This window comes from Vibrio diabolicus (assembly GCF_011801455.1).
GTDB lineage: Bacteria > Pseudomonadota > Gammaproteobacteria > Enterobacterales > Vibrionaceae > Vibrio > Vibrio diabolicus.
The window spans coordinates 528,815-553,640 of record NZ_CP042451.1; the positions used below are offsets into that span (position 1 = coordinate 528,815).

The 24,826-nt window shown below is 45.9% G+C and carries 25 protein-coding genes; 8 read left to right on the forward strand and 17 right to left on the reverse strand.

All coding sequences use genetic code 11. From position 1 onward, the window contains the following. Positions 1-7: 7 nt before the first annotated feature. Positions 8-1,084: an A/G-specific adenine glycosylase gene (mutY, locus tag FR741_RS02585; RefSeq protein ID WP_114323654.1), complete on the reverse strand. Its 1,077-nt coding sequence runs from the start codon at positions 1,082-1,084 to the stop codon at positions 8-10. A 203-nt stretch (positions 1,085-1,287) separates the two neighbouring features. On the opposite strand from mutY, the gene trmB reads away from it, so the two are divergent. The 3 genes from trmB (at position 1,288) to glsB (ending at position 4,072) form a co-directional block, all read left to right on the forward strand. Continuing rightward, positions 1,288-2,007, forward strand: coding sequence for a tRNA (guanosine(46)-N7)-methyltransferase TrmB (gene trmB, locus FR741_RS02590; protein ID WP_006743099.1), 720 nt, complete (start codon positions 1,288-1,290; stop codon positions 2,005-2,007). A gap of 17 nt (positions 2,008-2,024) precedes the next feature. After that, positions 2,025-3,053: a TRM11 family SAM-dependent methyltransferase gene (locus tag FR741_RS02595; RefSeq protein WP_104974790.1), complete on the forward strand. Its 1,029-nt coding sequence runs from the start codon at positions 2,025-2,027 to the stop codon at positions 3,051-3,053. A gap of 98 nt (positions 3,054-3,151) precedes the next feature. Continuing rightward, complete coding sequence (glsB, locus tag FR741_RS02600; protein WP_005393987.1) at positions 3,152-4,072, forward strand: glutaminase B; 921 nt, start codon at positions 3,152-3,154, stop codon at positions 4,070-4,072. Between the two features lie 60 nt (positions 4,073-4,132). On the opposite strand, the gene hemW is transcribed toward glsB, so the two are convergent. The 7 genes from hemW to FR741_RS02635 all read right to left on the reverse strand — a co-directional run bounded on the left by hemW (position 4,133) and on the right by FR741_RS02635 (position 9,187). Continuing rightward, the gene (hemW, locus tag FR741_RS02605) at positions 4,133-5,311 is read right to left on the reverse strand and encodes a radical SAM family heme chaperone HemW (RefSeq protein ID WP_167426231.1); all 1,179 of its coding nucleotides are present in this window, start codon (positions 5,309-5,311) and stop codon (positions 4,133-4,135) included. 18 nt (positions 5,312-5,329) lie between these two features. Continuing rightward, positions 5,330-5,932 (reverse strand): XTP/dITP diphosphatase, encoded by a 603-nt coding sequence (locus tag FR741_RS02610; RefSeq protein WP_074191809.1) that lies wholly within the window; start codon positions 5,930-5,932, stop codon positions 5,330-5,332. A gap of 118 nt (positions 5,933-6,050) precedes the next feature. Further along, positions 6,051-6,482 (reverse strand): DUF4426 domain-containing protein, encoded by a 432-nt coding sequence (locus FR741_RS02615; protein WP_005393982.1) that lies wholly within the window; start codon positions 6,480-6,482, stop codon positions 6,051-6,053. A gap of 127 nt (positions 6,483-6,609) precedes the next feature. Next, positions 6,610-6,900, reverse strand: a complete 291-nt coding sequence (gene yggU / locus FR741_RS02620; protein WP_005393980.1) for a DUF167 family protein YggU — start codon at positions 6,898-6,900, stop codon at positions 6,610-6,612. After that, a complete protein-coding gene (locus FR741_RS02625) occupies positions 6,900-7,457 on the reverse strand; it encodes a YggT family protein (RefSeq protein ID WP_012841393.1) in 558 nt (185 codons plus the stop codon). The genes yggU and FR741_RS02625 overlap by 1 nt, the downstream gene beginning before the upstream one ends. 52 nt (positions 7,458-7,509) lie before the next feature. Continuing rightward, on the reverse strand, positions 7,510-8,328 hold the full coding sequence (proC, locus tag FR741_RS02630) for a pyrroline-5-carboxylate reductase (RefSeq protein ID WP_167426232.1): 819 nt from the start codon (positions 8,326-8,328) through the stop codon (positions 7,510-7,512). A 157-nt stretch (positions 8,329-8,485) separates the two neighbouring features. Continuing rightward, on the reverse strand, positions 8,486-9,187 hold the full coding sequence (locus FR741_RS02635) for a YggS family pyridoxal phosphate-dependent enzyme (protein ID WP_054575409.1): 702 nt from the start codon (positions 9,185-9,187) through the stop codon (positions 8,486-8,488). A 28-nt stretch (positions 9,188-9,215) separates the two neighbouring features. On the opposite strand from FR741_RS02635, the gene FR741_RS02640 reads away from it, so the two are divergent. Next, positions 9,216-10,256 (forward strand): type IV pilus twitching motility protein PilT, encoded by a 1,041-nt coding sequence (locus FR741_RS02640; protein WP_005381015.1) that lies wholly within the window; start codon positions 9,216-9,218, stop codon positions 10,254-10,256. Positions 10,257-10,276: 20 nt separating this feature from the next. Continuing rightward, a complete protein-coding gene (locus FR741_RS02645; protein WP_006743091.1) occupies positions 10,277-11,383 on the forward strand; it encodes a PilT/PilU family type 4a pilus ATPase in 1,107 nt (368 codons plus the stop codon). Between the two features lie 61 nt (positions 11,384-11,444). Here the strand turns inward: FR741_RS02645 and ruvX are convergent, their stop codons facing one another. From ruvX to metK, 8 genes are all read right to left on the reverse strand, one after another. After that, complete coding sequence (ruvX, locus tag FR741_RS02650; RefSeq protein WP_005381017.1) at positions 11,445-11,870, reverse strand: Holliday junction resolvase RuvX; 426 nt, start codon at positions 11,868-11,870, stop codon at positions 11,445-11,447. Positions 11,871-11,904: 34 nt separating this feature from the next. Continuing rightward, the gene (locus FR741_RS02655) at positions 11,905-12,468 is read right to left on the reverse strand and encodes a YqgE/AlgH family protein (protein WP_005393973.1); all 564 of its coding nucleotides are present in this window, start codon (positions 12,466-12,468) and stop codon (positions 11,905-11,907) included. A 128-nt stretch (positions 12,469-12,596) separates the two neighbouring features. Then, on the reverse strand, positions 12,597-13,547 hold the full coding sequence (gene gshB, locus FR741_RS02660) for a glutathione synthase (protein WP_005393972.1): 951 nt from the start codon (positions 13,545-13,547) through the stop codon (positions 12,597-12,599). A gap of 13 nt (positions 13,548-13,560) precedes the next feature. Further along, positions 13,561-14,292, reverse strand: a complete 732-nt coding sequence (rsmE, locus tag FR741_RS02665; RefSeq protein WP_167426233.1) for a 16S rRNA (uracil(1498)-N(3))-methyltransferase — start codon at positions 14,290-14,292, stop codon at positions 13,561-13,563. Positions 14,293-14,408: 116 nt separating this feature from the next. Then, positions 14,409-15,104, reverse strand: a complete 696-nt coding sequence (gene endA / locus FR741_RS02670) for a deoxyribonuclease I (protein WP_005393967.1) — start codon at positions 15,102-15,104, stop codon at positions 14,409-14,411. Positions 15,105-15,254: 150 nt separating this feature from the next. Continuing rightward, a complete protein-coding gene (locus tag FR741_RS02675) occupies positions 15,255-15,752 on the reverse strand; it encodes a SprT family zinc-dependent metalloprotease (RefSeq protein WP_046875108.1) in 498 nt (165 codons plus the stop codon). 68 nt (positions 15,753-15,820) lie between these two features. Beyond that, on the reverse strand, positions 15,821-16,618 hold the full coding sequence (locus FR741_RS02680; protein WP_005381026.1) for a DUF2189 domain-containing protein: 798 nt from the start codon (positions 16,616-16,618) through the stop codon (positions 15,821-15,823). Positions 16,619-17,020: 402 nt separating this feature from the next. Next, positions 17,021-18,175 carry a methionine adenosyltransferase gene (gene metK, locus FR741_RS02685; RefSeq protein WP_005381027.1) on the reverse strand — a complete coding sequence of 385 codons (1,155 nt, stop codon included), beginning with the start codon at positions 18,173-18,175 and terminating at the stop codon, positions 17,021-17,023. Between the two features lie 315 nt (positions 18,176-18,490). Here metK and tkt point away from each other — a divergent pair, with 315 nt between their 5' ends. Continuing rightward, positions 18,491-20,485 carry a transketolase gene (gene tkt / locus FR741_RS02690; protein ID WP_167426234.1) on the forward strand — a complete coding sequence of 665 codons (1,995 nt, stop codon included), beginning with the start codon at positions 18,491-18,493 and terminating at the stop codon, positions 20,483-20,485. Positions 20,486-20,578: 93 nt separating this feature from the next. On the opposite strand, the gene FR741_RS02695 is transcribed toward tkt, so the two are convergent. Continuing rightward, the gene (locus tag FR741_RS02695) at positions 20,579-21,472 is read right to left on the reverse strand and encodes a LysR family transcriptional regulator (RefSeq protein WP_104969806.1); all 894 of its coding nucleotides are present in this window, start codon (positions 21,470-21,472) and stop codon (positions 20,579-20,581) included. Positions 21,473-21,612: 140 nt separating this feature from the next. Between FR741_RS02695 and FR741_RS02700 the strand changes: the two genes are divergently transcribed. After that, positions 21,613-23,571 carry a ligand-gated channel protein gene (locus tag FR741_RS02700; RefSeq protein WP_005393952.1) on the forward strand — a complete coding sequence of 653 codons (1,959 nt, stop codon included), beginning with the start codon at positions 21,613-21,615 and terminating at the stop codon, positions 23,569-23,571. Positions 23,572-23,702: 131 nt separating this feature from the next. Further along, entirely contained in the window at positions 23,703-24,740 is a 1,038-nt protein-coding gene (gene epd / locus FR741_RS02705) for an erythrose-4-phosphate dehydrogenase (RefSeq protein ID WP_046875106.1), read from the forward strand. Positions 24,741-24,826 lie beyond the last annotated feature (86 nt).

The window sequence follows — 24,826 nt, forward strand, 5'->3', positions numbered from 1 at the left end:
TATTCAATTAACGAAGTTCGTGGGGTAGCGCTTCCAGCAATAGTTTTACTGGCGCGGCTAAACCGACTTCTTCAGGTTTAGATAAGTTATACCAAAGACCTTTGTTGCCTTCCATTATCACGTCCGGTTGCTTTGATAAATCAATCAAAATTGGCGTGATATCGAGGTGGTAATGGCTAAAGGTATGGCGAAAGGTAATCAGTGTTTGCTGCTGCTTGATATTGCTGGCTTGAATGCCACGTTGATCCAGTAGCAATTCAATGTCGCTTTCTACATCCACATGTTCGGTTTGTGGGAAGCAAAATAAGCCACCCCAAATGCCTGTTTGTGGTCTTTGTTCTAACCACACTTCATGACCATTTTCGGTGTTGTGGTGAAGCATTACAAAACGAGTTTGCTTGATTGGCTTGTCTTTTTTCGGTTTTTTACCCGGGTAATCGAGCACATTGCCTTGTTGTTTTGCCACACACAGATCCGCAACAGGGCAGAGGCTACATTTGGGTTTGCTGCGTGTGCAGACCATTGCGCCCATGTCCATCATTGCCTGGTTATACTTATCTACGTCCGTTTGTGGGGTATGCGTTTCGGCAATTTCCCACAGCTGGTTTTCAACCTTTTTTTGTCCTGGCCATCCTTCGACTGCGAAACAGCGGGATAGGGTGCGCTTCACGTTGCCATCAAGAATCGCATGTGGTTGTTTATACACAGACGATAAAACGGCGGCTGCGGTAGAGCGGCCAATCCCCGGTAAGGCGTTCATTTTCTCTATATCAAGAGGAAACTCACCATTGTATGTAGAGGCGACCTCTTGTGCTGCTTTGTGAAGGTTACGGGCTCGGGCGTAATACCCTAAGCCAGTCCAAAGGTGCAGGACTTCATCTTGCTCAGCATTGGCAAGATCGAGCACGGTTGGAAAACGCTCTAAGAAACGTTGGTAATACGGAATAACCGTAGTGACCTGAGTTTGCTGAAGCATGATTTCAGACAACCAGACACTGTATGCGGTCTTATTTTGTTGCCACGGAAGATCTTTTCTTCCATATGCGTCATACCATTCTAGGATGGCATTGGCGAAAGGTGTCACGACTTGCTCTGTATTCTATTATTGGTTAGGTGCAAAATTGCACCACATAATGGGCAAGAAGTACAACGGATAAACAGTAGGGATATAAAGAGGTGTGCTATTGCTTTTGGGCTGCCATAGGCCAAGAGCTCAACAAATACTTGCACCTCAGTAAATTCTTTGGATAATCCCCGCTTTGATTAATCAATGTGCAGGCAAAATCAATGAGTGAAGTAACCACTAACGAATACAACGAAGACGGAAAGCTGATCCGCAAAATCCGCAGCTTTGTGCGCCGTGAAGGGCGTTTGACTAAAGGTCAAGAGAGCGCGATGAATGAATGCTGGCCAACGATGGGTATTGACTTCAAAGCTGAACTTCTCGATTGGAAAGAAGTGTTTGGTAACGACAACCCCGTTGTACTAGAGATCGGTTTTGGTATGGGTGCTTCATTGGTTGAAATGGCAAAGAATGCACCAGAGAAGAACTTCATTGGTATCGAAGTACACAGCCCGGGTGTTGGTGCTTGTCTTGCGGATGCGCGTGAGGCGGGAGTTACTAACCTGCGTGTGATGTGCCATGACGCAGTGGAAGTGTTTGAGCATATGATTCCAAACGGCAGCCTATCGACACTGCAGTTGTTCTTCCCAGACCCTTGGCACAAGAAACGTCACCACAAGCGTCGCATCGTTCAATTAGGTTTTGCTGAAATGGTTCGTGAGAAGCTGATCCCTAATGAAGGTATTTTCCACATGGCGACAGACTGGGAAAACTACGCAGAGCACATGATTGAAGTGATGAACCAAGCGCCAGGCTTCGAAAACATTGCTAAAGATGGTGATTTCGTTCCTCGTCCAGACGACCGTCCTTTAACGAAGTTTGAAGCTCGTGGTCACCGTCTTGGTCACGGTGTGTGGGATATCAAATATAAGCGTATCGCGTAACTAGAGGAGTTCATGGGATGTACCATTACGCGATATTAGCGAATCCGGGTCATAACCGAATTTACTTTGATAGCGCAATGACCATTGCCTGTTCAGAGCTAAAAGCAATTTTAGCTTCACAAGGCGTGGATGTGACAGAAATTGGTAGTAAAGAGGTTGGCTTACCTGCAGCGTTGGTGTTTTCTTGTCAGGAAGCTCTAAGCGATGAGCAGACGCGAAGAATCGCAGCCTCTTCGATTTACTATGCACTATTTGAAGTGCGCGAAGATGGTTTACTTCGACCAATTCAAGCGCCAGCGTTCAATACTTTCCCGGAAAGCATGAGTCAGATTCTGCGTTATACCGGGAAAACAAACGAGCAGTTTACTCGCTTGATGGTGAATATCGGCATTAGTGCGTCCAATACGGGAAGTGAGCAGCTGACCTTAATGGATCCAATGTGTGGTAAAGGTACAACCTTATTTGAAGGCTTGATCCACGGTTTGAACGTGGTAGGGGTAGAGATCAATGCCAAGTGGGTGCAAGAGATCCAGACCTTTATCGTTAAGTTCATGAAGAATGGCCGCTTTAAGCACAAAGTGAGCAAAGAAAAGCGCACAGCGGGTGGCAAGAAAGTGGCGGATGGTTTCGTGGTTGAAGCTGCAGCAAATAAAGAAGATTACAACCAAGGCAACCTTCAGTTTATGAAGCTGTATTCGGCTGATACACGTATCGCTGATCAAGTCGTGAAAAAGAACTCAGTTGATGTGATGGTGTCTGACTTGCCTTACGGCGTGCAGCACGGCAGCAAAAATGCCAAGGACAGCAAACTGAACCGCAGCCCACTAGAGCTTTTAAACGAGGCTCTGCCTGCATGGAAAGTGGTATTGAAAAAACAAGGTTCAGTGGTGTTGTCTTTTAATGAATTTACGTTGAAATGGAAAGACGTCGCGGCATTATTTGAAGAGCAAGGTTGGAAGGTACTTTCAGAAGAGCCTTACATCGGTTATCTTCACCGTGTTGATCAATCTATCAACCGCAATATTATTGTGGCAGTAAAACCATAATCGACTTGAGTCGAACGAACCCTATGGAAAAGCCAACGACACGTTGGCTTTTTTTACCTCTGAGCTCAACGAGTTCTCTTGTAAATAGAAGGTAGAGAATGAAACCGACAGTGGAAATTTTGACAGATATTTTGGCGGAAGTGCGCCCTTTAATCGGCCAAGGCAAAGTGGCTGATTACATTCCTGCTCTGGCAAAAGTACCCAGCAACAAGTTAGGTATTGCGGTATACACCAACGAAGGTGAGGTTATTAAGGCGGGCGATGCCGATGAACCTTTCTCTATCCAATCTATTTCAAAAGCATTGAGCTTGACGTTAGCGATGTGCTTGTACAAGCAAGAAGAAATTTGGTCTCGAGTGGGAAAAGAGCCTTCGGGGCAGGCATTTAATTCGCTAATCCAGCTAGAAATGGAGCAAGGTATTCCTCGCAATCCTTTTATTAATGCTGGAGCGATAGTTGTGGCGGATCTGTTGCAAACTCGCTTATCTGCACCTCGTCAGCGCCTATTGGAATTTGTACGTCAGCTTTCTGGTGATACTCATATTGTGTATGACAAAGTCGTCGCGGCATCCGAAATGATGCATGGTGATCGTAATGCGGCGATTGCTTATCTCATGCGCTCGTTTGGTAACTTCGAAAATGAAGTAATTCCAGTGCTGCAAAACTACTTCCACGCTTGTGCACTGAAGATGAGCTGTGTCGACTTGGCTAAAACGTTTAGCTATTTGGCAAATAAGGGCACATCGGTACAAACGGGTAAGCCCGTTGTTTCTCCCGTGCAAACCAAACAACTTAATGCACTGTTAGCAACGTGTGGCCTGTATGATGGCGCGGGCGAATTTGCTTATCGTGTTGGCATGCCTGGTAAGTCTGGTGTCGGTGGTGGCATTATCGCGGTAGTACCTGGCGAAATGACCATTGCAGTATGGTCTCCAGAGCTTGACCCTTCAGGTAACTCCCTTGCTGGTACTAAGGCGCTTGAATTGCTATCGGAGCGAATTGGCCGTTCGATTTTCTAATGTTGAATGTTCTATATAAAAAGCCTCTCAATTGAGAGGCTTTTTTGTTTTTGGGCTGCGTTACTCTTCGCTTTCTTCGGCCATAAAGGCTTCGAGCAAGTCATTAAGGAAGAGCTTCCCTTTTTCAGTAATTTGCCAATGAGTGGCGGTTTCACTCAAGTAGCCCATTTCTAACGCCCAATCAATAGTTTCTTGAATCGTACTGAGCGGCAAGCCTGTGGTGTCCACGTAATCTTGCTTCGGGCATGCTTCCATTAAGCGGAATCGGTTCATAAAGAACTCGAATGGACGATCTTCATCCGCGACGACATGTTCCGTATGCAGATAAGGTTTGACCATATTTTGATAAGCCGCTAAATAGCCTCGCGGGTGTTTTACCTTTGTCGTTCGAATAATACGTCCGTCGGTAAAACTGAGTTTGCCATGAGAGCCACAACCGATACCAAGGTAATCACCAAAGCGCCAGTAGTTGAGGTTGTGCTGACACTGATAGCCCGGCTTGCTGTAACCCGAAATTTCATATTGCACATAACCCGCGGCTGCAAGTTTTTGGTGTCCGAGCTCGAAAATATCCCACAAATCATCATCATCAGGTAGCGTTGGTGGCTTGTAGTAAAACATGGTGTTTGGCTCGATGGTCAGCTGATACCAAGAAAGATGCGGCGGTGCCAACTCAATCGCTTTGTCCAAATCTGCCAAGGCTTGTTCGATGCTTTGATCAGGTAAGCCGTGCATGAGATCGAGGTTAAAGCTGTTCAAACCGATTTGGTGCGCTAATTTAGCAGCATTGACGGCTTCGTCTTGGCCGTGAATGCGCCCCAAGCGCTCAAGCTTCTGTTGCTCAAAGCTTTGCACGCCGATAGAGATACGCGTTACACCAGCTTTGCGGTAGCCAACAAAACGCTCTGCTTCGATGGTGCCTGGGTTAGCTTCCATGGTGATCTCAATTTCTGGCTTAAACGGAATACGCGCTTCAATGCCCTTAAGTAGATGCTCGATGCCTTCTGCCGAAATCAAACTCGGCGTACCACCACCAATGAAGATTGAATGCAGTGGACGTGGCGCTTCGTTAAGTCGGTATTTCTCAATGTCGGTATCCAAATCTTCTAAAAGGGCACTGATGTACTCTTCTTCTGGAATCTCGGTTTTGAGCGCGTGAGAGTTAAAGTCGCAATACGGGCACTTTTGTACACACCAAGGGATGTGTACATACAAGCTGAGTGCTGGGGGCGTTAACATGGTCTAATTCGCTCGTGATTACTGAGACACTTGCTCAGACAGTTGAGCAAACAACGACTTGAGCGCTTTACCGCGGTGAGACAGTTGTTTTTTACGTGCAGGTTCAAGTTCGGCTGACGCACAGTTGTTTTCAGGAACAAAGAAGATTGGGTCGTAGCCAAAGCCATTTTCACCGTGTGCTTCAGTTAGAATGCGGCCTTCCCATTTTCCGTGGCAGACGATAGGCGTTGGGTCGTTCTCGTGGCGCATGAGGACTAATACGCAGTGGAAACGTGCTGTACGTTCTGCTTCTGGTACGCCTTCCATTGCCGCTAGCAATTTTTCTAGATTCTCTTGATCAGATGCGTTCTCGCCTGCGTAACGTGCAGAGTAAATGCCCGGAGCGCCTTTTAAGAAATCGACTTCTAAGCCAGAGTCATCTGCAATCGCAGGAAGCCCTGTTTCTTGTGCGGCATGGCGAGCTTTGATGATCGCGTTTTCAATGAAGGTTGTACCCGTTTCTGCTACTTCCGATACATTGAATTCACTTTGCGCTAATACTTCAAAACCGAAGTCAGACAATAAATCTGCCATTTCACGAACTTTGCCTTGGTTACCAGTTGCTAGCACAATTTTTTTCATGGGAATCTCTTTTAATAGTGATAGAGGAGAACAAATCGTTCTCCTCTAGATATTCTTTAACTAATAAGTGGTTTTTAGCCTGCTTAGATCCAAAAGCTTTTGGATCATCACAACCGAATTACTCTTCAACATAAAACTTCTGGGTGAATTTAAGCTTACCTGAGCCTTTGTTTCCAGCTTTTACGTCAATATCGAAAGTAAAAGTTTCTTCGTGGGTAATTGGCAGTTCGGCTAAATAGTATATCGCATTGCCTTCTTTGACTTCACGAAAGGACAAGGTCTGAGTTTGGCCGATGAGGTTTTTCGCGCGTCCAGCAATTTTTGCTTCTAATGCAGGCTTACCCAATGAAGCTCTATCTAGCACGCTAATATTAACCACAGCGAGGTATCCATTACGCTTGATATCGTAGCTACGTGCGACTTTCGGTGTTAAGAATGTCGAGTTAAACGCGACATAGTGTACTTCGATATCTTTCATATTTTTAAACTGATCGGCGAAGCTTGGTAACGACAATAGGCTGATCAGTAATGCGGTAATCCATTTGCTCATTGTTACTTCCTCAAAGCACTTGTTATAAAACAACCATATTCGCTATTTTACCTTGGTCACGGGGTAAAAATGCGAACTCAGTCATTGGTACTAGTAAGTGTGGTACAAAATTGTAAATAAAAAGCCATCATAAGATGGCTTTAATTTCTGTCGGTATCTGGGTAGGTGATTCTATCCGAATTTGTTTGTGCCGTCCTAATTCACCTTTTTCTATGTGAACCAAACCCTTAGCGATTTTAAACTGCTTGGCTAAGAACTTAGTTAGGTGCGCATTAGCTTTGCCATCGACAGGTGGAGCAGTAATGGCGATTTTGAGCTCTTCACCATGCAAGCCAACAATTTTATCGCGGCTTGCTTTAGGTTGAATATAGAGCTTTAGGATGATGTCCTCGCCATCTTGCCAAACTGCGGCTGACATTATAACTGGAACCAAATTGGACCAATGATATCACCCATCAAGAAGTTCGCGAACTGCAAGCCGATAAACAGCACCAGTACGCTCAAATCAAGACCACCAATAGCCGGAATAATACGACGGATTGGTGCGCACATTGGCTCGGTTAATTGATGGAATACGTACTCGATAGGGCTGCGACCTTGGCTTACCCAGCTCAAAATTGCACGGATCAATAGTACCCAGAACAGCAGACCTCCAGCGGCTTTGATTAATGATAACAAGCCTAAGAACAAGAAATCAGCGCTGAAAGAGACGGAACCGTTCGAAGCTATCAGGATCAGAACGACAAATTTAAGCACACACAACACGTAGGCAAACAACACGGTTGCTAGGTCAATATTCCCCACGGAAGGAATAATGCGGCGCAGTGGACCAATGACCGGCTGAGTCGCTTTTACTATGAATTGCGAGAATGGGTTGTAGAAGTCTGCGCGTGCAGCTTGCAACCAAATTCGCAAAATTACGACCATGATGTACAGGTCAAATAGGGTTGAGATGAGAAAACTCATTGAATTCATAAGGTACCCTTAACAAGTGATGGATGATACTAAACGGAGTTCATCCAAATAATTAAAACAGTTTTTCCATTTCTTCCGCGCGAGCCACAGCAGCTTGCATGGCTTTAGCAACAATATCTGAAAGTTGATGTTCGTTGAATGTACGCAGTGCTTCTGCCGTTGTCCCACCTTTCGATGTCACGTTCTCACGCAGGGTCGATAGCTCAGTTTCTGGGTTGCTAACCACCATACTGGCCGCGCCCAATGCAGCTTGCTGAACCAATAGTCGAGCGGTGTCTTTATCAAAACCTTGAGCAATCGCTTCTGCTTGCATTGCTTCCATAAACAGAAAGAAGTATGCCGGAGCACTGCCCGCTGCGGCAATCACATTATTGATACCAGACTCTTGCTCAACCCAGCATACCTTACCGACCGCTTCCATTAACTCTGCGGCAAAAGCCTTGTCTTGCTCAGTTACATGAGCTGGTGCGAATAAACCACTCATGCCCAACCCAAGTTGTGATGGCGTATTTGGCATAACACGAACCAAGTTCAATTTTGTCGCTAGCATATCATCCAATCGTGAACAGTTGATGCCAGCGGCAATAGAAATCACCAGTTTATTAGTGAAATCGATCGCTTGCAGTGGTTTACAAACATCAGCCATCATTTGCGGTTTCACAGACAATACCACCACATCCGCCTCGGTCGCCGCTTGGATGTTATCGCTGGTGGTACGGATGCCAAAATCTTGTTCTAGCGGAAGACGGCGTGCCTCTGAAGGAGCTGTCGCGGTAATGTTTTGCGCTGGGTATCCGTTAGCAACCAAGCCAGAAACAATGGCTCTCACCATGTTGCCAGCACCAATGAAGGCGATATTTTTATGTTCCATTTGTCTGATTTCCATCATGATATTTAGAGTTTGTTGTGCGCTCAGGTGTATAATGGCGCCGCTGTTACTTACTGCTCCTATTGGCGAGTAAGATGATTGCGCGATTTACTCTTTAATTTAACGACGAATTTATGTCGCCAGTGAGCGTTTTGTTGATTTAGCTGTAGTCTCGCGCGCCGAAAATAGCGGTTCCAATACGAACCATTGTACTACCAGCTTCGATTGCAGCGGTCATATCACCACTCATTCCCATTGATAATGTATCGATTTCTGGGAACTGAGCTTCGAGTGTTTGCTTCAATGTAGCCAACTTCTGAAATTCATGAAGTTGTGATTCGTAATCAGACACGTTGGCAGGAATCGACATCAACCCTCTTAAAGTGAGGTTGGGTAGGCGAGAAATCAACTCCGCCAGCTCGAATACTTCCGCTTCGGTGACACCAGACTTAGATGCTTCACCACTGGTGTTAACCTGAATCAGAACTTGTAGCGGTTTAAGTTCGCTTGGACGCTGATCATTCAGGCGTTGAGCAATCTTGGTTCGATCTATGGTGTGAACCCAATCGAAATGTTCGGCAACAAGTCGCGATTTATTCGACTGAATCGGGCCAATGAAGTGCCATTCGATTCGATTATCTGGATAATGCTCGGCAAAGTGCTGAACTTTACTGACGCCCTCTTGGACGTAGTTTTCACCAAAGGCGGTTTGTCCCGCTTGGTAGGCTTCGAGAATTGCCTCGACAGGTTTAGTTTTGCTTACCGCTAGAAGTTGCACTGACTCTGGAGTTCGACCACATTTTTGCTCGTCATATCGAATTTGAGAGGTGATATGTTCAATATTTTGTTGAATACTACTCATAGCTGTACTTTAGACTTAAGGATTTTAAATGGATATCACTGAGTTACTGGATTTTAGTGTAAAACATAATGCCTCAGATCTACATCTTTCTGCAGGTGTCCCACCAATGGTTCGTATTGATGGGGATGTGAGAAAACTAGGCATTCCAGCGTTTACACACCAAGAAGTGCATCGTTTGGTTTTCGAAATCATGAACGATGCCCAACGCAGTGAGTTCGAAGAAAAACTCGAAGTCGACTTCTCTTTTGAGTTGCATAACGTTGGTCGTTTCCGTGTCAACGCTTTCAACCAATCTCGTGGCTGTGCGGCAGTATTCCGTACCATTCCAAGTAGCATTCCAACTTTGGAAGAGCTGGAAGCTCCCGAGATCTTCAAAAAAATTGCGAACGCTGAAAAAGGCTTAGTTCTGGTTACTGGCCCAACAGGTTCTGGTAAATCGACGACCTTAGCAGCCATTGTTGACTACATTAATCGTAATCACAACAAGCACGTACTCACAATTGAAGATCCGATTGAATTTGTTCACAACAACAATAAATGTTTGATCAACCAGCGTGAAGTACACCGTGATACGCACAGTTTCCAAAACGCACTGCGCAGCGCATTACGTGAAGACCCGGATGTCATTCTGGTTGGTGAGATGCGTGACAAAGAAACCATCAGCCTTGCATTAACGGCGGCGGAAACGGGGCACTTAGTGTTCGGCACGTTACACACCAGCTCGGCGGCAAAAACCATTGACCGTATTATCGATGTGTTCCCTGGCAGTGATAAAGACATGGTGCGCTCGATGCTTTCTGAATCCCTTCGTTCGGTTATCGCGCAAAAGTTATTGAAACGTAATGGTGGTGGCCGTATTGCATGCCATGAAATCATGATGGCAACGCCTGCGATTCGTAACTTGATCCGCGAAGACAAAGTCGCGCAGATGTATTCGATCATTCAAACTGGTGCGGCTCACGGCATGCAAACCATGGAGCAAAATGCTCGTCAGTTAATGGCACAAGGTATGGTCGCTCGTGAAGAGGTCGATAGTAAGATCGGGTTAGAAGTGCAGCAATTCTCGTAATACGTAGGTGAACACGGAAGATGGATCTAAATAAATTTCTCGAAGGTATGCTGGCGCTGAAAGCGTCGGATCTGTACATCACGGTTGGTGCGCCAATTTTGTTTCGCGTGGATGGCGAATTGCGACCACAAGGTGAAAAACTCACCGAGAGTGATGTGGCTGCATTACTCGACAGCGCTATGGAACCAGATCGGCGTCAGGAATTTCGTAAAAGTCGCGAGTCGAATTTTGCCATTGTGAGAGATTGTGGTCGCTTCCGTGTGAGTGCCTTTTTTCAACGAGAATTACCGGGTGCGGTGATTCGTCGTATTGAAACCAATATTCCCACCTTTGAGCAATTAAAGTTACCGTTAGTGTTGCAAGATTTAGCGATAGCCAAGCGTGGTTTGGTGTTGGTGGTTGGTGCTACTGGGTCAGGTAAGTCCACCACAATGGCGGCAATGACGGGCTATCGAAACAGCAACAAGACGGGGCACATTTTGACGGTCGAAGATCCGATCGAATTCGTGCATGAGCACAAGCGCTGTATCGTGACTCAACGCGAAGTTGGGTTAGATACGGAAAGCTATGAAGTTGCGCTTAAAAACTCGCTGCGCCAAGCACCAGATATGATTTTGATTGGTGAGATCCGTAGCCGTGAAACAATGGAATACGCGATGACGTTCGCCGAAACGGGCCATTTGTGTATGGCAACGTTGCACGCCAATAATGCCAACCAAGCTTTAGAGCGCATTCTTCACTTGGTACCGAAAGATCAAAAAGAACAATTCTTGTTCGACTTGTCGATGAACCTAAAAGGCGTGGTTGGTCAGCAGCTGATCCGAGATAAGAATGGGCAGGGGCGTCATGGTGTGTTTGAGATCTTGCTAAATAGCCCACGAGTATCTGATTTGATCCGTCGCGGAGATTTGCATGAGTTGAAGTCAACCATGGCTCGCTCAAATGAGTTTGGTATGCTGACGTTCGATCAATCTCTTTATAAGTTGGTGATGCAAGGTAAGATCAGCGAAGAAGATGCGCTGCACAGTGCCGATTCGGCGAATGATTTGCGCTTGATGTTGAAAACACAGCGTGGCGAAGCATTCTCTACGGGCAGTCTTGCTAACGTTAAGATCGATATGGATTAAGCGTGTTTAGACGAAAAAAGGTTGGCACTTGCCAACCTTTTCTTGTTTTGAGTATTGTGTTTTATTCACCCCAGAGGGCTTCAAACCAGCTTTCTAGAATCACCACCGCTGACTGGCAGTCCACATTCCCTTTCGATAGGGCTTTGTAGCCGCCCATGCTGAACAACTCCGCACGAGCTTCTGCTGTAGATAAACGCTCATCATGCAGTTCAACAGGTAAGCCGTATCGGCCTTGCAGACGCTTAGCAAATTTTCGTGCACGAGGGGTTATGGTCTCAAGGTCTTTGCCATGAAGATCAGTTGGTAAACCGACCACTAGCAAATCTGGTTGCCACTCTTTGATTTGCTTTTCGATATCGTCCCAATTTGGAATACCGTCATTGGCTTTAAAGGCTTTTAATGGGGAAGCCGTACCAGTAATTTCTTGGCCAATAGCGCTACCAATGCTTTTGGTTCCAAAGTCAAAAGCCATAATTGTGCGTGACATAAGGTGTCTCTATCTAATGTAACTGTATTTCGGACTAAGCATGCCCAGAGTCTGCTGAAAGATGACTGGGGTCGATGCCCAGCTTTTCGACCGCTTTCTTCCAACGCTCGTTGATTGGTGTATTAAAGATAATTTCAGGCGTCGCTTCAATGGTGAGCCAAGAGTTTTCGACCAGCTCATTTTCTAATTGGCCTGCACTCCAACCTGAGTAGCCAAGTGCCACTAAGTAATCACTTGGTTCTGCTTCTGTTCCTAACACCGAAAGAATATCACGTGAAGTGGTTACAGCGAGGTCATCGGTCATTTGGACGCTGGACTCGTAGTAATCTTTAGGTTTATGCAGAATAAAACCACGATCTTCCGAGATTGGGCCGCCATTGTAGACTGGTCTATCTAGGCTGGCTTCAAATAGGCGCGGGTGTACTGGCTGAACTTCCACCTGCTTGAGCATGTTGCCGACGGTGATATCAACAGGAGCATTGATCATTAACCCCATAGCGCCGTCTTCGTTGTGCTCACAAACGTAGATCACGCTGTTTTGAAAGTACGGATCTTTCATCCCAGGCATGGCAACCAAAAAGTGATTTGTGAGATTCATACTCATATTGACCCTTAACTCTCTTAAATGCCCCTAAGCAAACATCATACAGTTTACCATCTAGGTATGTGCATGAGTTTGCTTAAGTTAATGTACTACGCTCTCTATTAACTGTAATACAGTTTGAGTTATTCGCCTTTTACTCGACGCTCAATCGCATCCATCAGTTTGCCAGTGATTGAGATGTCAAAAGCCGCTTCAATTTCGCGAATACAGGTTGGGCTGGTGACGTTGATTTCTGTTAGCTTGTCGCCAATTACGTCAAGGCCAACAAAAATAAGACCTTTTTCTTTCAGTGTCGGAGCGACAGTTTGAGCAATCTTAATATCGGTCTCGCTTAGTGGTCGAGCCTCACCTGTGCCACCAGCGGCTAGGTTGCCGCGCGTTTCACCTTTTGCAGGAATACGAGCTAGACAGTAAGGCATTGGTTCACCATCTACGACTAAGATACGTTTGTCACCGTTGCTGATATCTGGCACGAAGGTTTGCGCCATTGCGTAGTTTTGACCGTGGTTGGTCAGTGTCTCGATGATTACAGAGACGTTAGGGTCGTTTTCTTTTACGCGGAAGATAGATGCGCCGCCCATACCATCAAGCGGTTTTAGGATGACATCACCATGTTTTTCACGAAACTCTTTAATTTTCTCTGCTTTTCGCGTCACGATTGTCGTTGGTGTCAGCTCAGGGAACCACGCTGTAAACAGTTTTTCATTACAATCACGTAGACTTTGAGGTTTGTTAACGATCAGTGCACCTTGTTCTTCTGCACGCTCAAGGATGTAAGTCGCGTAGATGTATTCTGTGTCAAACGGAGGATCTTTACGCATTAGTACAGCGTCTAGCTCAGACAGTTTGATCGTTTGCTCTGATTTGAACTCGTACCAACCGTTTGGATCTTCTTTTAGTTCCACCACTTTAGTATCTGCAATAGCAACGCCTTGATCGAGATGCAGATCATTCATTTCCATGTAGTGGATTTCATAGCCGCGTCGTTGCGCTTCAAGCATCATGGCAAAGCTAGAGTCTTTTTTGATGTTAATGGACGAAATTGGGTCCATCACAATGCCGAGTTTGATCATTATTTTTCTCCGTTTAACCAAGATCGCCGAAACGAACTTGTAAGGCTGTAATTGCTGTCAGAGCCGCTGTTTCGGTGCGCAGAACGCGAGGGCCGAGTAGCGTTTCTTCAAATTGATATTCTCGAGTCATCCCTATCTCTTCAGACGATAAACCGCCTTCAGGGCCGATCAGTAGGCGCACTTTCTCAACAGGTGTTGGCAGTGTGTTGATTGAGTAGTTAGCACGAGGATGAAGATTGAGCTTTAAGCCATCGTACTCTTCTTTACACCACTCTTCCAAGCTCATAATTGGACGAATTTCTGGAACGACATTGCGTCCACACTGCTCACAGGCACTGATGGCGATTTTTTGCCATTGCGCGAGTTTTTTCTCAAAGCGCTTTTGGTCAAGCTTGACGCCACAACGTTCGGAAATCAGAGGTGTGATGGTATTGACGCCAAGTTCCACTGACTTTTGGATAGTGAACTCCATCTTATCGCCACGTGAAATAACTTGACCAAGGTGCAGGTCTAAAGGGGATTCAATACTGTTTTCTACACGCTCGGTAATGTTAACCAAAACCGTCTTTTTGCTGACTTCACTGATAACCGCTGGGAATTCTGCGCCGCTGCCGTCAAATAGGAGAACGTCTTGGCCTTCTTTCATGCGCAGAACACGGCCGATATGGCCTGCTGCGTCGTCACTTAAAGCAAGTGAGCCAAGTTGATGAATGGTTTCTGGATGATAAATTCGAGGGATACGCATGAGATTTCCAGCAAGAGAATAAACTTAAACCATAACATGGATGCTTTAAACCGAAAAAACAAGGGGCAAGAAGCGTTTCAATATCAGTTATTGAAACGCTTCAAGGTAGAGGAGCACTAGAGTGCGCGACAGGCTTTTTGAACAAATGGGTTATGATTGCCTTGTACTTTGGCAATGCGCTCGTCACGCTCACATTCCCATTTATCGACTGGGTAGGTTTTGTTCCAAGCACTCATCAACTGTGTTTGCTGTTTTGATAATTTAAAGCCGTACTCTTTGCTCATGTATAGGTAGGTACGAGCAATCGAACCTCGAGCACGGTCTGGTGGCATGACTTTACGCTGCTTAAAGTTCACTTGCATCTCACAGCGACCATAACTCACGCCATCGACGCCGTTCCATTGGCTAAAGTTGTAGTTCGAACGGTCACCGTTTACTTCACCAATAGCAGGGGTTAGGTTGTGCAGGTCTGCTTCCATCAAGCGAAAGGTTTTGTCTTTTTTCTTGCAGTTTTTACGTCCGCCATCTTGCCAGCATTGACGCTGGTGGCCAAATTGCCACGCAGGTACAACGTGCTCCCATTCGATTCGTGCGGCCCGCTTTTCCTGTTTACGGACTTGGTAACCGCAAGAGGCTAAATCTGGGGAGCCTTTTTTGCCTTGCCATTGAATGTTGCAGCCACAGTAAAAGCTCGTTGGATGGTCTTGATAAATTTTTACCGCCTCACGTTTGGCGGCAGAGAATGAACTTGGTGGCGCGGCAACCGCAGTGCTAGAAAGCGCGATAAGTAACAGAGAGAATAGGTATTTCATGATTAAAGTCTTTATAAAGTATGACTTTACTCATGATAACACGCATAAAATGGCTTTAGTGATGAGTAAGTTAACAATAAGTGGCGAAGGGAAGGTTTTGATAAACTCGATCTTTATTTTGGGAACGCAAGTAACACTATGAGATATAGATTACGATAACTGAACGCCCGTGAAGTTAAGTGGTTGGCGGCATTTTTGACAAGAGTACGTCGCCTCTTTGCGCAGCACTTTATTATGACGGCGAATCGATAGAGGGTAGGTCATACAGCCACAACGATACTCAAAGGTTTTACCTTGAACGGATTTTACTTCAAAGCTGTGAGTGGTTTTGGCTGGCACTTTAAATACGGCTTCCATGACACCTTGCCATTCTTTGCCGTGAGGCCTAACTCGTCCGTAAACCTGATAGGTAATTAGGTGAGCGACCTCGTGAGGAATGACTTCATCTAAGAATGCTTGGGTGTTTTCGCGAAATAAAATGGGATTCAGGCGCACTTGATTCAATTGAAGGTAGGCTTTTCCTGCCGTTTTCCCGCGGACGTTGAAGGTGATCGTTGGAATAGGGAAAGAACGTTTGAAAGCTTGCTCTGCCATCGCGATGCAGTCCGCCATCACTTGTTTGGCTTTATAGCTTAGTTCTATATCCACAACTCACCTCGATAAATCAAATAAAAAAGCCCCCGCATTTGCGAGGGCCAGATCATAGCATCAGTTAATTACGGAGTGTGTTTTTTCTTGATGGTGGCATGGTAAGCGTGCCATGTACCGTAGCCTAGAATTGGCATGGTAAACAACATTCCGATCCCGTAGGTCGCAAAGCCGATAAGAATACCGCCGCAGATGATCGCCGCCCAAACAATCATCGCTGGAATGTTGGATTTCACCGCATTAAAGCTAGTAAATACAGCGGTCATCATATCTACGCGACGCTCCATCATGAGCGGAATAGAAAAGGCTGAAATGCTAAACACCACACAAGCCAACACAAAACCAACCAAAGAGCCGATGACAAGGAAGGGTAGGAACTCACTTAAAGGTGCCCCTTGAACAGAAGGGTAGAGTGCGTGAAGTAGAGCGGCAATGCGCATCCAAAATATCATACACACTGCGAGTAACACGGCGAATGCCCATTGAGATGTTGAGTTACGACCGATCGCTTTCATGGAATGGAACAAGCTAGCTTTGTGTCCGCGCTCTCTCTCCCAACTGGCATCATACAAGCCAAGCGCGAGAAACGGACCGATTAACATGTAAACAATCAAACTGGGCATGACGACCAAGTGTGTGCCTTGCCACTGTACGAGCAAAACAATGCCTATGGCAGCTGCCATAAAACAGATGCCATAGAAAGCACTAATAAGTGGCATTCGCACGAAATCATGCAGACCTAATGCGAGCCAATGAAAAGGTGCAGAAAGATTGACCGTATTGCACGGTATGGTTCTGGCGTATTCGTTGTCTGGCACTTCCTTTCGCTTGTTGTGGAAGTCCGATGGATTAACAGTTCGAGGCATAACTCCTCCTTGATTTATTCCCACATTATCCGCTTATACCAACTGACAGCGGTTTTTGTTCAGTCAAACTTGAAGCGACTTTTTCAAGTTTACATCTGAGCATTGGCTTAGTTTGGTATCGGCCATAAAGATGCCTGACTCATGTCTTTACTTAAGTGTTGCTTCCACAGTCGCCAGCATCCGACGTCTCTATTTAAATTGTAATTAACAATATTTTAACTATTGGCGGAGATGGGATAATTTACAAATAATTGCTTAAAATTTATTCGGTATAAAAATGAGGGAGAAACAGGACTGCTTTGTGGGGCAGAGCGGTATGAACCGAAATGGCTGGATAAAAGTTGCTGAAAATAAAAAGCCCCCGCCATAGGCGAGGGCTTGATTGATTCTTGCTTGGCTTGATTATTTGATGCCAGCGAAATCGCGTAGAAGTGCAGCTTTGTCTGTCGCTTCCCACGGGAATTCTTCACGACCGAAGTGACCGTAAGCCGCTGTCTTCTTGTAGATAGGTTGAAGAAGGTTAAGCATTTCTTGTAGACCGTATGGACGTAGGTCGAAGAATTGACGAACCGCTTCAATGATGATGTCGTGAGATACTTTCTCAGTACCGAACGTTTCCACCATGATAGACGTTGGATCAGCAACACCGATTGCGTAAGAAAGTTGGATCTCACAACGGTCAGCCATGCCTGCCGCTACGATGTTTTTCGCTACGTAGCGTGCTGCGTATGCTGCACTACGGTCAACTTTTGATGGATCTTTACCAGAAAACGCACCGCCACCGTGACGAGCTGCGCCGCCGTAGGTATCTACGATGATCTTACGACCAGTTAGACCACAGTCACCCATAGGACCACCGATTACAAAGCGACCAGTTGGGTTGATGAAGAAGTTTGTTTCTTTGTTGATCCACTCAGAAGGTAGCACTGGCTTAATGATCTCTTCCATTACCGCTTCACGCAGGTCTGAAGTTGAGATTGAATCACAGTGTTGAGTTGAAAGAACAACCGCGTCGATACCAACGATGTTACCTTGATCGTATTGGAACGTTACCTGAGATTTTGCATCAGGACGCAACCAAGGTAGTGTGCCGTTTTTACGAACTTCTGCTTGCTTTTGAACAAGACGGTGAGAGTAAGTAATTGGCGCTGGCATTAGTACTTCAGTTTCGTTACAAGCGTAACCAAACATAATGCCTTGGTCGCCTGCACCTTGTTCTTTAGGGTCAGCTTTATCAACACCTTGGTTGATATCTGGCGACTGTTTACCTATTGTGTTTAGTACCGCACAAGAATCTGCATCAAAGCCCATATCTGAATGTACGTAGCCGATTTCACGAACGGTTTCACGAGTTAACTCTTCGATGTCTACCCATGCTGAAGTCGTGATTTCACCACCCACCATTACCATACCGGTTTTAACGTAAGTCTCACATGCAACACGAGCCTTTGGATCTTGCTCTAGAATCGCGTCAAGAACCGCATCAGAAATCTGGTCTGCAATTTTATCTGGATGACCTTCTGATACTGACTCAGAAGTAAACAGGTGCTTAGCCATGTTAGCTCCACTATATCTGGTTTAAAACTGGGGAATGATAAACTCTCCAGCGCAAATTAATACTAATTTTTGTAGGTGTATCTACATCTAGACGTCTATTCTAAATTTGATTGCTCGAATTACAAGCTCTTTTTTGGTTTTTGTTATAACCAAACGTTTGCCTGATTTATTGATAATTTTAAGAACTTCGAACGATTTGGCGCGAAAGGTGCAATATTTGTGAGGTTTTGGGCTGGAAAACGTTTGCACACCTAACAGGGCTTTGAGAGAATTATGACCTACTTTTCGTTTCGCTTAATGTACTCAGGAGCAGACATGTCGTCTCGTAAACATCTTGCCAATGCAATTCGTGCTCTAAGCATGGATGGTGTTCAACAAGCTAACTCAGGCCACCCAGGCGCACCAATGGGTATGGCTGATATCGCTGAAGTTCTTTGGCGCTCTCACCTAAACCACAACCCATCAAACCCAGAGTGGGCCGACCGCGACCGCTTCGTGCTATCAAACGGTCACGGCTCAATGCTTATTTACTCTCTACTGCACTTAAGCGGTTATGAGCTATCTATTGATGATCTGAAAAACTTCCGTCAATTGCACTCAAAAACCCCAGGTCACCCAGAGTACGGCTACGCGCCTGGTATCGAGACAACAACGGGTCCTCTTGGCCAAGGCATCACTAATGCTGTTGGTATGGCTATCGCAGAGAAAGCACTAGCGGCACAGTTCAACAAAGAAGGTCACGACATCGTTGACCACTTTACGTATGTGTTCATGGGTGACGGCTGTCTAATGGAAGGCATCTCGCATGAAGCATGTTCTCTTGCTGGGACATTAGGTCTAGGCAAACTGATCGCGTTTTGGGATGACAACGGTATCTCTATCGACGGTCACGTTGAAGGTTGGTTCTCTGACGATACACCTAAGCGTTTCGAAGCTTACGGCTGGCACGTAATCCCAGCGGTAGACGGTCACGATCCTGAAGCAATCAACGCAGCGATTGAAGCGGCTAAAGCGGATCCTCGTCCGACTCTAATCTGTACTAAAACAATTATCGGTTTCGGTTCTCCTAACAAGTCTGGTTCGCACGACTGTCACGGTGCGCCATTAGGTCACGATGAGATTCAAGCGGCTCGCGAATACCTAGGTTGGGAGTACGGTCCATTTGAAATCCCTGCAGATGTTTACGCTGAGTGGGATGCAAAAGAAGCAGGTGCAGCGAAAGAAGCGGCTTGGAATGAAAAGTTCGAAGCATACGCAGCAGCTTACCCTGCAGAAGCAGCAGAGCTTAAACGTCGTCTAAACGGCGAACTTCCAGCGGAATGGGAAGAACAAGCGAACCAAATCATTGCTGATCTTCAAGCAAATCCAGCGAACATTGCATCACGTAAAGCATCGCAAAATGCACTAGAAGCGTTTGGTCAAATGCTTCCTGAATTCATGGGCGGCTCTGCTGACCTAGCGCCTTCTAACCTGACCATGTGGTCTGGTTCTAAGTCTCTAGAAACGGATGACTTCTCTGGCAACTACATTCACTACGGTGTACGTGAATTCGGTATGACTGCTATCATCAACGGTATCGCATTGCACGGTGGTTTCGTTCCTTACGGTGCGACATTCCTAATGTTCATGGAATACGCGCGTAACGCAATGCGTATGGCTGCGCTGATGAAAATTCAGAATATCCAAGTGTACACGCACGATTCGATCGGTCTTGGCGAAGATGGCCCAACTCACCAACCTGTTGAGCAAATGGCATCTCTACGCGTAACGCCAAACATGAGCACATGGCGTCCATGTGACCAGGTTGAGTCTGCCGTAGCATGGAAACTAGCGATTGAACGTAAAGATGCACCAACAGCACTTATCTTCTCTCGTCAAAACTTAGCGCAACAAGATCGTACAGCTGAGCAAGTAGCGAACATCGCGAAAGGTGCATACATCCTGAAAGATTGCGAAGGCAAGCCAGAGCTAATCCTTATCGCAACAGGTTCTGAAGTTGAGCTAGCAGTAGAAGCTGCGACTCAACTAACGGCAGAAGGTAAGAAAGTACGCGTTGTTTCAATGCCATCAACGGATGCATTCGACAAACAAGACGCCGCTTACCGTGAAGCAGTATTGCCATCAGACGTAACAGCACGCATCGCTATCGAAGCGGGCATCGCAGACTTCTGGTACAAGTACGTTGGTTTCGATGGTCGCATCATCGGCATGACGACATTTGGTGAATCTGCACCTGCTGGTCAGCTATTCGAGATGTTTGGCTTCACGACTGAAAACGTAGTGAACACAGCAAAAGAATTGCTAGCGTAATTGCTAGATTGTCTCAATAGTCGAACGTAAAGGACGACTGTTAGATAATAAAGTTGGAAAGGCCATCATTGCGATGGCCTTTTTTGTTTTTTGTCAGGTTTTCCAACCTTGTGGAATGCTTTGGTGAATACAGTCTAAAAGTACGGATAAGCGTAATGGCGGTCTTCCTGCAGGCGTATAGCAGTTAATGGAGATGGGCTCTGAAAGCCAACCTTCTAAGCAAGGTGTGATTCGACCCGGATGATGTTTCTCGTAGCCGCTTGCTGTCCAAGTTGGCAGCAGTCCTATACCATGACCATTCGCGATGCTGTCGATCTGCATTGCGATGTTGTCGCTGTATAAGCGACTCACAAATGGTTCTAAAAAGAACTCACCGTGTTGGGGGTGTGTGAGCATCAATCCATTTTCTTGTACCGAGCCAAAATCGATCCACGGATGCGCTTCAAGCTCTTTGGGGTGCAGGATCGAACCGTGCTTATCAAGATAAGCTGGAGAGGCAAAGGGCGTGTAACGAAATGAGCCTAATACCTCTTTGCGCCAATCGAGATCTTTACGCTCACCGAGCCAGATGAACAAATCTGGGTCATGGTGCGCTTCAGAAAAGTCACTGGTAAGTTGGACCCTAACGTCAGGATTATCGGCAAGAAAACCGTTGAGCACACCACCTAGCCAACTTCTAACTAATGCTGTGTGACAAACAATATGTAGCGGCCCTGAAACTTGGTTTGTTAAACCTTGAAGCGCGTCATAACTCTCTTCACTTAGCTCAAGAATCTGGCGACTGTAGTGGGCAAAAATTTCTCCCGCTCTTGTCAGAACTAATCGGTTACCTTGTCTTGCGGTTAGAGCCTGACCGAAATCTTCTTCTAATTGTGCCAAGCGACGACTCAGCGTTGATTTAGGCTGGTTAAGGGCCTTGGCAGCGGCGGTCAAACTCTTATGCTGATTGAGCGCATCAAAGGCTCGAATTGATGCTAAGTCGTGCATATTTCATTTACTCCTTACTGCGTTATGCACGGGTTCCATAAATGGGAAGAACCGTTCCATAACTCTCACTATGCATCTCATTCTATTTGTGAATAATTTACTTTCGAAAATAATAATCATTATCAATTATGGAGATGTAGATGTCTACTCTTAGACTGCCAGTTATTACTGCAACTGGTATTTTAGCCTTCGTCAGTGTCCCTCATGTGTTTGCCAATGATGCAGTTTCTAAAATGGAAACAGTGGTTGTAACTGCATCAAGTTATGAGCAATCTCAAGCGGACGCGCCTGCAAGTATTAGTGTGATTTCACGTGAGGAGTTGGACTCTCGTTATTACCGCGATGTGACTGATGCACTAAAAAGTGTGCCTGGTGTTGTCGTGACAGGCGGTGGTGACACTACCGACATCAGTATCCGTGGTATGGGCTCCAAATACACTTTGATACTGGTCGATGGTAAACGTCAAAGCACACGTGAAACTCGTCCAAATAGTGACGGCCCTGGTATCGAACAAGGTTGGTTGCCTCCTCTTCAAGCGATTGAGCGAATTGAAGTTATCCGTGGTCCAATGTCGACGCTTTATGGCTCTGATGCGATTGGTGGTGTAATTAACGTGATCACGCGAAAAGACGCGATGGAGTGGACAGGTAATGTTCAGCTAGGCACGGTTCTGCAAGAAAACAGTCGCTCGGGCGGAGAGCAGAGCGCGAATTTCTTCGTCAATGGGCCGCTAGCCGAAAATCTATCTCTCCAAGTATACGGTCAGTATACCGCAAGAGAAGAAGACGATATTGAATACGGTTATGAAGATAAAGATATGCAAAGTATCTCTTCAAAACTGACCTACCAGATTAATGACCGCCATTCTGTGCAACTAGAGGGTGGCACATCGGCACAAAGTCGTCGCGGTAACGTTGGCCTTTCCGTACCAACGACGGGTTGCCGAAGAGGTTGTGAGGATTCACTCAACGAATATCGTCGTAATTATGTAACGCTAAGTCACAATGGCGACTGGGACTCGGTTGGCATCTCAGATACTTACTTACAACGTGAAGAGAGCGAAAACAAATCTCGTGAGATGACGATCACCAACACCACATTCAAGTCGAGCTTAGTGACTGGAATTGGAAACCATACGCTGACGACTGGTGTGGACGCCACTCATGCAGAGCTTGAGGATTTCACCTCCAACAAAGCGTCATCGAAGACCGAAACATCGAATACGCAGTGGGCTGTTTTCATTGAAGATGAATGGAGAATCGCCGATCCGTTTAGCGTTACGCTTGGTGGTCGTCTAGATCATGACGAAAACTATGGCGCGCACTTTAGTCCGCGTGTCTATGGTGTATGGCGAGTTGACCCGTCTTGGACTGTGAAAGGCGGTGTGGCAACAGGTTTCCGTTCTCCGCAATTACGTGAAATTACTCCTGGTTGGGCGCAAGTCAGTGGCGGCGGTAATATCTACGGTAACCCAGACCTTGACCCTGAAACGTCGCTAAACAAAGAAATCAGTGTCTTGTATCAAGGTGACTCTGGTTTAGATGTCTCTTTGACTGCGTTCCATAATGAGTTCAAAGACAAGATCACACGTGTTGTTTGCCCAGATACCATCTGTACAGATGGACCAAACCAATGGGGTGCAGATCCAACGTACCGCATTAACGTGGACGAAGCGGTCACACAAGGTATTGAAGCGACCTTAGCATCGCCATTAACGGAAACCATTTACCTCAGCTCGAGCTACACATTTACTGACTCAGAGCAAAAAACAGGTGAATACAAAGGCATGCCGCTGCAGCAGCTACCAAAGCATCTGTTTAATGTGGATGTAACTTGGCAAACAACAACAGATCTAGAAAGTTGGGCTAAAGTAACTTACCGAGGTAAAGAAATGGATCCGGTTACTGGCCCATCAAGAAACAGTATCGTAGAGCCTGCTTATACCTTTGTGGACGCTGGTGTGACATACCAGTTAACCGATAATACTCGTATTAAAGGCGCGATCTATAACTTGCTGGATGAGGAAATCAGTTACGAAGAATACGGATATGTCGAAGATGGTCGTCGCTACTGGTTAGGTTTAGACGTCGCATTTTAATTATTGTTGTAATAAGGCCGAGCATTGTCTCGGCCTTTTTTAATCCTGCTTTACTATGATTCAACAGGTGCGTTTTTCAGCCTGATCAGGTAGTATCTGTGACACGAAATTTTTGGTAGGGCGAAGGATAAATGCTAAAGGTTGCGATCAATGGATTTGGACGTATAGGTCGTAATGTTCTGCGAGCCGTGTATGAAAGCGGAAAACATCAGCAGATCAAGGTTGTGGCGGTTAACGAATTAGCGCAGCCAGAAGCGATGGCGCACCTACTGCAATATGACACTAGTCATGGTCGCTTCGGCAAAAAAATCTCCCACGACCAAGAACACTTGCATGTTCATCATGACAGCGGCGAATATGATTCTATTCGCATTCTTCACCTCTCTGAACTCGAATTACTTCCTTGGCGCGATTTAGAAGTCGATATTGTTTTGGATTGCACTGGCGTGTTTGGTTCACAAGCCGATGGGCAAGCGCATATAGAAGCTGGCGCGAAGAAAGTGCTGTTTTCACACCCGGGCGCAAGCGACATAGATAATACGATTATCTATGGTGTGAACCACGAAACTCTGAAAGATGAACACCGTGTTGTCTCTAATGGCTCTTGCACCACCAACTGTATCGTTCCCATCATTAAAGTGTTAGATGAAGCCTTCGGTATTGAGTCCGGTACCATAACCACGATTCACTCTTCCATGAACGATCAGCAAGTAATCGATGCGTACCATAACGATCTACGCCGTACCCGCGCAGCGAGCCAATCTATTATTCCGGTTGACACCAAGTTGCATAAGGGGATTGAAAGAATCTTCCCGAAATTTTCCAACAAATTCGAAGCAATTTCTGTTCGTGTCCCAACCGTTAACGTCACCGCAATGGATTTAAGTGTCACAATTAATACAAATGTGAAAGTTAATGACGTAAATCAAACCATTGTTAACGCATCTCAGTGTACATTACGTAACATTGTTGACTATACTGAATCGCCACTCGTTTCCATCGACTTTAACCACGACCCCCATAGTGCGATTGTAGATGGAAGCCAGACTAGAGTGAGTAACGGGCAACTCGTAAAAATGCTCGTTTGGTGCGACAACGAATGGGGCTTTGCTAACCGGATGCTGGATACTGCCTTAGCAATGCAAGCTTCTTCTCAAGTGGAGCAGTAATGACGAAGAAGTGATGGAGAATTTTTATTTCAAGCCTTGAAATAAATCCATGATATCTCCATATCATCTATAACCAGTTTGAAGAA